Here is a 6,779-nt window from a genome sequence, read left to right on the forward strand (position 1 = left end):
GTGTTCCTGGAGGAGCCGAAGCTGGTCGGCGGCGAACAGATGGAGGCCTGGGCCGCGCAGTTCGACTCGTGGGCCCTGTGCGACGGGGCTTGCATCCACCTGTTCCGGCGCACGGCGCAGGCCTGGGACAAAGCCCTGGAATGGTGCGGGCGGGAAGATGAGTACGTGAAGCGGGCCGGATTCGCCCTGGCCGCCACGCTGGCGGTGAACGACAAGGCCGCGCCGGATGAGCGGTTCCTGCCGCTGCTGGAGGCGGTGGAGCGCGAGGCCGGCGACAGCCGCAACCTGGTGAAAAAAGCGGTCAACTGGGCCCTGCGCCAGATCGGCAAGCGCAACCTGGGCCTCAACAGCCAGGCGATTGCGGCGGCGCACCGGATTGCCTCCCAGGGCGGCGCCGCCGCGCGCTGGGTGGCGCACGACGCCCTGCGGGAGCTGACCGGACGCGCGGTCCAGGAGCGCCTGGGCAGCCGTCGCTGAAAATCTGGAACCCCGGGCGGCTGACAGCCGGTCAGACTGACAGGCTGCCCCCAAGTCGCGCAGCCGGACCGATCTGACAGGCCAACCCGGAGCAAGGAGCGTTCAGATGGTGGAGACAGTTGTTGCGGCTCTCAGGCGCGCGGCCCAGGTGGTGTTCAAGAACCTCTGGCTGCTCGTTTTCGAGGTGATCACCTCTCTTTCGGCCCCCGTGCTGATGGGCGGCGGGATGCTGCTGCCGATGCTGTTCTGGTGGCTGACCCACGGCATGCCCTCGCCGGCTGTGCTGGCGCAGGACCCGCTGGGGTTCCTGGTCGAGAACTGGAGCCTGGTGCTCTGGGCGTTCCTGGGCTGGAGTGTCGGGGCCTGCCTTTACCTGTTCATCTGGCTGTACTACACCGCCGGGCTGACCGGGGTGATCGCCGCCTCGTGCGGGAAATCGGCTGAGGGCAAAGTCCAGCCGGTGGAGCTGGCCCGGTTCTGGAAGTCGGGGAAGATCGGGCTGGGAACAGGCAGCGGGGTCGCCTCCCTGGCCGCCCTGATCACCCTGCCGCCGCTGGCGCCGCTGGTCTATCTGGCCGTGCGACTGATCTGCCACCCGCCGTCGTTGGGAGAAGCCAGCTGGCGCGGAGTTCTGGCGCTGATCCTTAAAGTCGGTATCCCCATGGCAATGAGCGCCCTGGCTTTCGCGGTCCTGTCCTGGGCGGCGCTGGTCTGGTACCGCTACGCCCTGTGTTTCGCCGTGCTGCACGGCCGTAAGGCCTCCGAGTCGCTGCGTGTGGCGCTGCGCTTTTTCCGGGTCCACCTGAAACCGGTGCTGGGTCTGGCCGTGGCCTCGCTCGTGATCAACCTATTGACCAGCCTGACTTTAGCCCAGTTCGGGTTTTTCACCCAGCGGCTCACTGCCCTGAACAATAACCTGATTATGCTGGTGAGTCTTCTCACCCTGCCGGTGGGCTGGATTTTCGGGATATTCATGAACATCTGGCTGCACTCGGCGGTGGTGACACTGTTCCTGGAGCGGGAGAGCAAGGCTTGAGCGAGCGCAAACCGCGCCTGGGGCTGATCAGCCTGGGCTGCGCCAAAAACCAGGTGGACAGCGAGTGCATGAGCGCGGACCTGGAGCGCGCCGGGTTCGAGCTGACCGAGGACCTGAGCGAGGCCGAGGCCGTGGTGGTCAACACCTGCGGCTTCATCCGCCCGGCCAAGGAGGAGTCGATCGAGACGATCCTCCAGGCGGCGCGTCTGAAAGAGGAGGGCAGTCTGCGCGTGCTGGCGGTGGTGGGCTGCCTGGCCCAGCGCTACAGCAAGGAACTGCGCGCCGAGCTGCCGGAGGTGGACATATTCCTGGGGGTGGGTGAGTCCCAGGCCGGGCTTCCCGCGGCCCTGCGCCGCGCCCTGGGCCTTGCGGGCGGCATGCGCTGCGAAGCCACCGACTTTCCCCTGCGCCGGGTGGAGACAGTCACCCACGGCTGGGCCTACCTGAAAATATCGGAGGGCTGCGACAACGGCTGCGCCTACTGCGCGATCCCGCTGATACGCGGCCCCCGGGTGAGCCGCCCGCTGCGGGAACTGACCGAGGAGGCGCGCTGGCTGGAGGGTCTGGGGGTGCGGGAGCTGAACCTGATCGCCCAGGACGTGACCGGCTGGGGCGCCGAGCGCGGCGAGCACCTGACCGACCTTCTGGCAGCCCTGCTGAAAGAGACCTCGATCCCCTGGCTGCGCCTTCTGTACGCCCATCCGGCGCATATCGACAGCCGCCTGCTGGAGTTCATGGCCGCCAATCCGCGCGTGCTGCCCTATCTCGACCTGCCGATCCAGCATGTCAGCGACCGGGTGCTGGCCGCGATGGGCCGCCCGCTGACCGGCGCCAGTATGCGTGAGCTGCTCGCGCAGACTCGAAGCATCCTGGGGCGGCCGGTGCTGCGCACCACCGTGCTGCTGGGGTTCCCGGGCGAGCGCAGGCGGGATTTCGAGGAACTGCTGGAGTTCGTGGCCGAGGCGCGGTTCGACCGCCTGGGCGGGTTCATCTACTCGGCCGAGGAGGGCACCCCGGCCGCCGCGCTTCGCGAGACAGTCAGCCGGGCGGAGAAGGAGCGCCGCCTGGAGGCCGTGCTCGACCTTCAGCGCTCGATCAGCGCCGAGCTGCAGCAGGAGCGGGTGGGACAGACTCTGGAGGTGCTGGTGGAGCAGCCCGCCCCGCCCGCCGAGCGACCCGCCCCGGAGTACAAGTGGCTGGGCCGCAGCCGGGCCCACGCGCCCGAGGTGGACGGCTGGGTCTACCTGAGCCGGGGCCGTCCGCACCCGGGGCAGATCGTGCAGGCCCGGGTGATCGACAGCGGTGACTACGACCTGTTCGCTGAGGTGCGGCCGCAGTGAGCGGGGCGGGCGGGATTTTTATCGTAGGGGCACGGCATGCCGTGCCCGAAAGCTTTTTTGTTCTCTTGTTTACGGCCAAGAGAACCAGAAGCCATGGGGGGCCGTAAACTCGCACCGGCCTTTGTGATATTGGCGCCAATGGTGTGCGCAGAGCTTCTTCACGCTGCCGATGCAGCCGGGCGGCGCTGCCGCGCAATCGCCCGCCGGGTTTCGAGATTCCTAATGGCTTAGGTGTGCTCGGGGTGGTTACTTCGCTCCCCCGGCGAGGCTCAGACATACGGCCCCCGGGCGGCCCGAGGGGCCGCTTCGGGAACGTACCTTTAGGAAAACACCCAAGGCTTGTTCGGGCACGGCATGCCGTGCCCGGAAAGCAACAGCTTTTAGGATAATAGACTCTGTAGGGGCAGGCCCCTGTGCCTGCCCTGGGGATGTGGGCGGCCACAGGGGGCCGCCCCTACGGCAGCCTGGAAAAGCCCTCACCGCAGGGCGAAATCAGGAGAAAAGCTGAAAATATTTAAACACCGGGCGTGCCTTTATCCTTGCCGAAACGGACGGAATTGGACAAATTCATTCGGGGCGTGCATGGCCCCAGGCGGACTCCGCGGCGAACCCGCCCGGAAAGAGCTTTCCACCCACAGCCTGACCGAGTGCTGATGAGACGCACCGCAACTGTCAGACTTTTCCCCCCCGCCTTCCTGCTTACGGCAGTGTTGACTCTCTGTCTTCTGACTCCGATAACCAAAGCCGCAGCTCAAGTCCCGCTGGTGATCTCCAACGTGCAGGTGGAGCCGAACCCGTTCAGCCCGAACCACGACGGGGTGAACGACATCGCGCACTTCACTTTCACCCTGAGCAAGCCCGCCTCGGTCTGGATCGAGGTGATCTACCCGGGGAGCCCTTACGCGGTCGGCGGCACCACGCTTTTCGCCGGGGCACTGCGCGATACGGTCACGCTCGACGGGACGCGGAAGGCCTGCGGCACGGACACCCTGCTGGACGCGGTGACCAGCAAGAAAAAAATCGACGGCACGGCCGGGGTGAACGGGCTTACCTGGAACGGACAGGCGAACAAAAAGCTGTTTGACGTCCCGACCATGATCCAGTTACCGGATTCGACCTACTACTACCGGATTACGGCGAAAGACGAGGACAACAACCTGGCGCAGGTGATCGGCAAGGTGATTATCGACAGCCAGCCGCCGGTAATCAGCGGTGTCTCCGCCAGCCCCAACCCGTTCAGCCCGAACGGAGACGGGATCAACGACTACACCGGGATGTCTTTCTCAATAAGCGGCTTACCTAAAAATGTGCCATTGGGCAATCTTGTCATTCAGACATCAGTTGATGGTTCTGGAACCCGGATATATTCAATAAAAACCTCTGATACAAAGCCGGAGTTCTATAATAACGACACCCTTGCGATTCCATATTCTCCGATTGGTTTACAATTTATTAAAAGAAGTATCAACACCGGGGATATCTCTTTTCAAATCCTTGGTGGCCGCGTTTTGGATTCTGGAGATACTATTCCTATTGTCGTTGGTCCTATTAAAATATTGTCTTCAGATCCAATTAATAAAGTTTATCAGAATCAGACTAAATTATCTTTTATTGATAAAATAATTAACGTCCAAGGCCAACCGCCTGAATCTCAAGAGACAGTTCTTATTGACATTCGTACTTCAGCGGGGGCTGTGAAAGTTGAAGTAAAGGACAGCCAAAATCTTCCTGTGGCTGGCGCAGAAAATCTATCTCTCGATCCTCCTTTTACCGGTGACGGTTCGTATACTGCATATTTCGGTGGAACGCAATTAAATGGACAGTACACTTATACAATAACTGCTACTGATGAATCCGGAAACGTGAAGCAGTTTATAGGCTCGGTGACCGCACAGAGCACCGACCTGGCCGTAACCGGGCTGACAGTCGACCCGGACACGCTCAGCCCGGCCAACGCGGACGGGGTGGCGGATGTGGCCGCGGTCTCATACAACCTGACCCGCGACGCCCAGGTGACAATCCAGGTGTTCCGCGACAGCACGGTGTTCAATTCCAACAACCTGGTGCGCACCCTGGCCAGCGCCAGCCCGCAGACCGCCGGGACGCACAACGCGATCTGGGACGGCAAGGACGGGACCGGAGCCTATGTCTCGCCTGGGGCGGAGAAAAGCTATCGCCTGATCGTGACCACCCTGGACCCGGTTTCACACCAGACCAGCGAGGCCCGCGCCTCCATCTACGTGGACAACCTGAAGCCCTCGGAGCTTGTGCTGAACAAGTTGCCCGCCGCGGTGAACGTTCCGGGCCTGACTGTCTCGGGCCGCACCGAGCCGGGAAGCAAGGTGGAGATATACCTGGACGGGGCGTTCGCGGACAGTGTGCGGGCCAATATCCTCACCGGGGTGTTCGACAGCACGAAAGTGACCCTGACCAAGCAGGGGATCAGCAAGATCACCGCCCGTGCGTTCGACGCCGTGGGCAACGGCCCCACGCTGAGCGACACGCTGAGCGTCCTGTTCGACAACCGCGCCCCGCTCGTGACCGACACGCTGCTCTATGTCTCCGGTGCGGCGCAGCGTCTGGCCGGCTATGTGCTCCTTTCCTACGGCCCCGCCGACACGGTGGAGCTACGTCTGTGGGACGGCTCGGGACGGGTGAGCGGCCTGGACCTGGGACGCAGCGCGGTGCAGGTGACCTCGCCCGGCGGGCAGGACGTGGAGGGCAAGACAATAGTGCTCCCGCCCGACCGTCTGCGCTTTGTCCCCAGTTCCACGAATACGGCAACGGGCAGCTACACCCTGAGCATCTCGGCCTACGACAGCCTGGGCAACTCGGCCACGTACACGGTGGCGTTCAGCGTGGGCCAGGCCAGCAGCGGGCCCTCGGTGAACATGTCCGGCCTGGTCAACGCCCAGGCCCCCGCGGGCTACATCAACGCCGCGCAGGCCCAGCCCTGGATTTTCTCGGTCACGCTGAACGACAACACCGGCACGGGGATCAACGCCAACGCCAGCCTGATGGAGCTGTACGCCATGCCGGGCGGCAAACGACTGGATGGTTCGACCACGTTCACCACGCCCGCCACTTTCACGTTTGTCGCCGCCGCAGCGGTGGCCACGGATGGGAGCAAGGATGGGCGTTACGAGCTGCGCGTGGTAGCCGAGGACAACGACCCCGCGAGCGGCGGCCTGGACACGCGCCTGGGTTTCCTCTACGACAGCCGCCCACCCGACACCCTGGCTTTCACCGCCTCGGCCACGCGGGTGACAGTCAGCCTGCACGACCCGGCGGGCGGCTCCGGGGTCTCGCTTCTGGGCACGCTGCGCTCCACGCTCCGGGTCAACGTGGCCGGAGCGGGCGGGTCGATCAACACGGCGGAGTACTCGAACGACGGGGACAGCACGCTGATCGCCGATTTTTCCACTCCGCTGGGCGCGGATGTGTATACCGCGGAAGTGCTGATATACGACCGCGCGGGCAACACGCGCACGCGCAGCCTGTCTTTCGTGGTGAGCGGCCCCGAGCTGGTCCCGCGCATTGCGGGCGCCTCGGGTGTGCCGCTGAGCGGGGTGTCGAGCACCACCGGGCTCAACCAGCCGATCACCGCGCGTTTCCTGATCTCCGATCCGGGCGGCGTGGGGATCGACTGGAGCGCCTCGCTGGCGCGCCTGATCGGGCCGGACTCGGTAGTGGTTTCCGGCATCTCGGACCACGAGGGCAACAATCTTCTTTTCACCCCGGAGCGTTTCCTGTCCTCGAACGGCAGCGACGACGGCCGTTGGAGCGTGGCTGTGCACGTGGCCACGCTGAACGCCTCCGTGGCCGCCCTGGATACATCCGTTTCCTTCGTGCTGGACAACACGCCGCCCGACACGCTGGCGATCAGTTTCGCTGCGGATTCGAGCGAGATATACATCGACCTGGTG

Annotated in this window: 4 protein-coding genes; all 4 read left to right on the forward strand. The window is 64.2% G+C overall.

Annotated elements, in window-relative coordinates; genetic code table 11:
* Positions 1-477: DNA alkylation repair protein (locus LLH00_03225; GenBank protein ID MCE5270274.1), on the forward strand; the 477-nt coding region annotated here is incomplete at its 5' end.
* A 106-nt stretch (positions 478-583) separates the two neighbouring features.
* Positions 584-1,513 carry a hypothetical protein gene (locus tag LLH00_03230; GenBank protein ID MCE5270275.1) on the forward strand — a complete coding sequence of 310 codons (930 nt, stop codon included), beginning with the start codon at positions 584-586 and terminating at the stop codon, positions 1,511-1,513.
* Complete coding sequence (gene rimO / locus LLH00_03235) at positions 1,510-2,853, forward strand: 30S ribosomal protein S12 methylthiotransferase RimO (protein ID MCE5270276.1); 1,344 nt, start codon at positions 1,510-1,512, stop codon at positions 2,851-2,853. The genes LLH00_03230 and rimO overlap by 4 nt, the downstream gene beginning before the upstream one ends.
* Before the next feature lie 1,862 nt (positions 2,854-4,715).
* Positions 4,716-6,779, forward strand: a 2,064-nt coding sequence (locus tag LLH00_03240; protein ID MCE5270277.1) for a hypothetical protein, incomplete at its 3' end; no start/stop codon positions are given.

The organism is bacterium (assembly GCA_021372515.1).
Taxonomy (GTDB): Bacteria; Gemmatimonadota; Glassbacteria; order GWA2-58-10; family GWA2-58-10; genus JAJFUG01.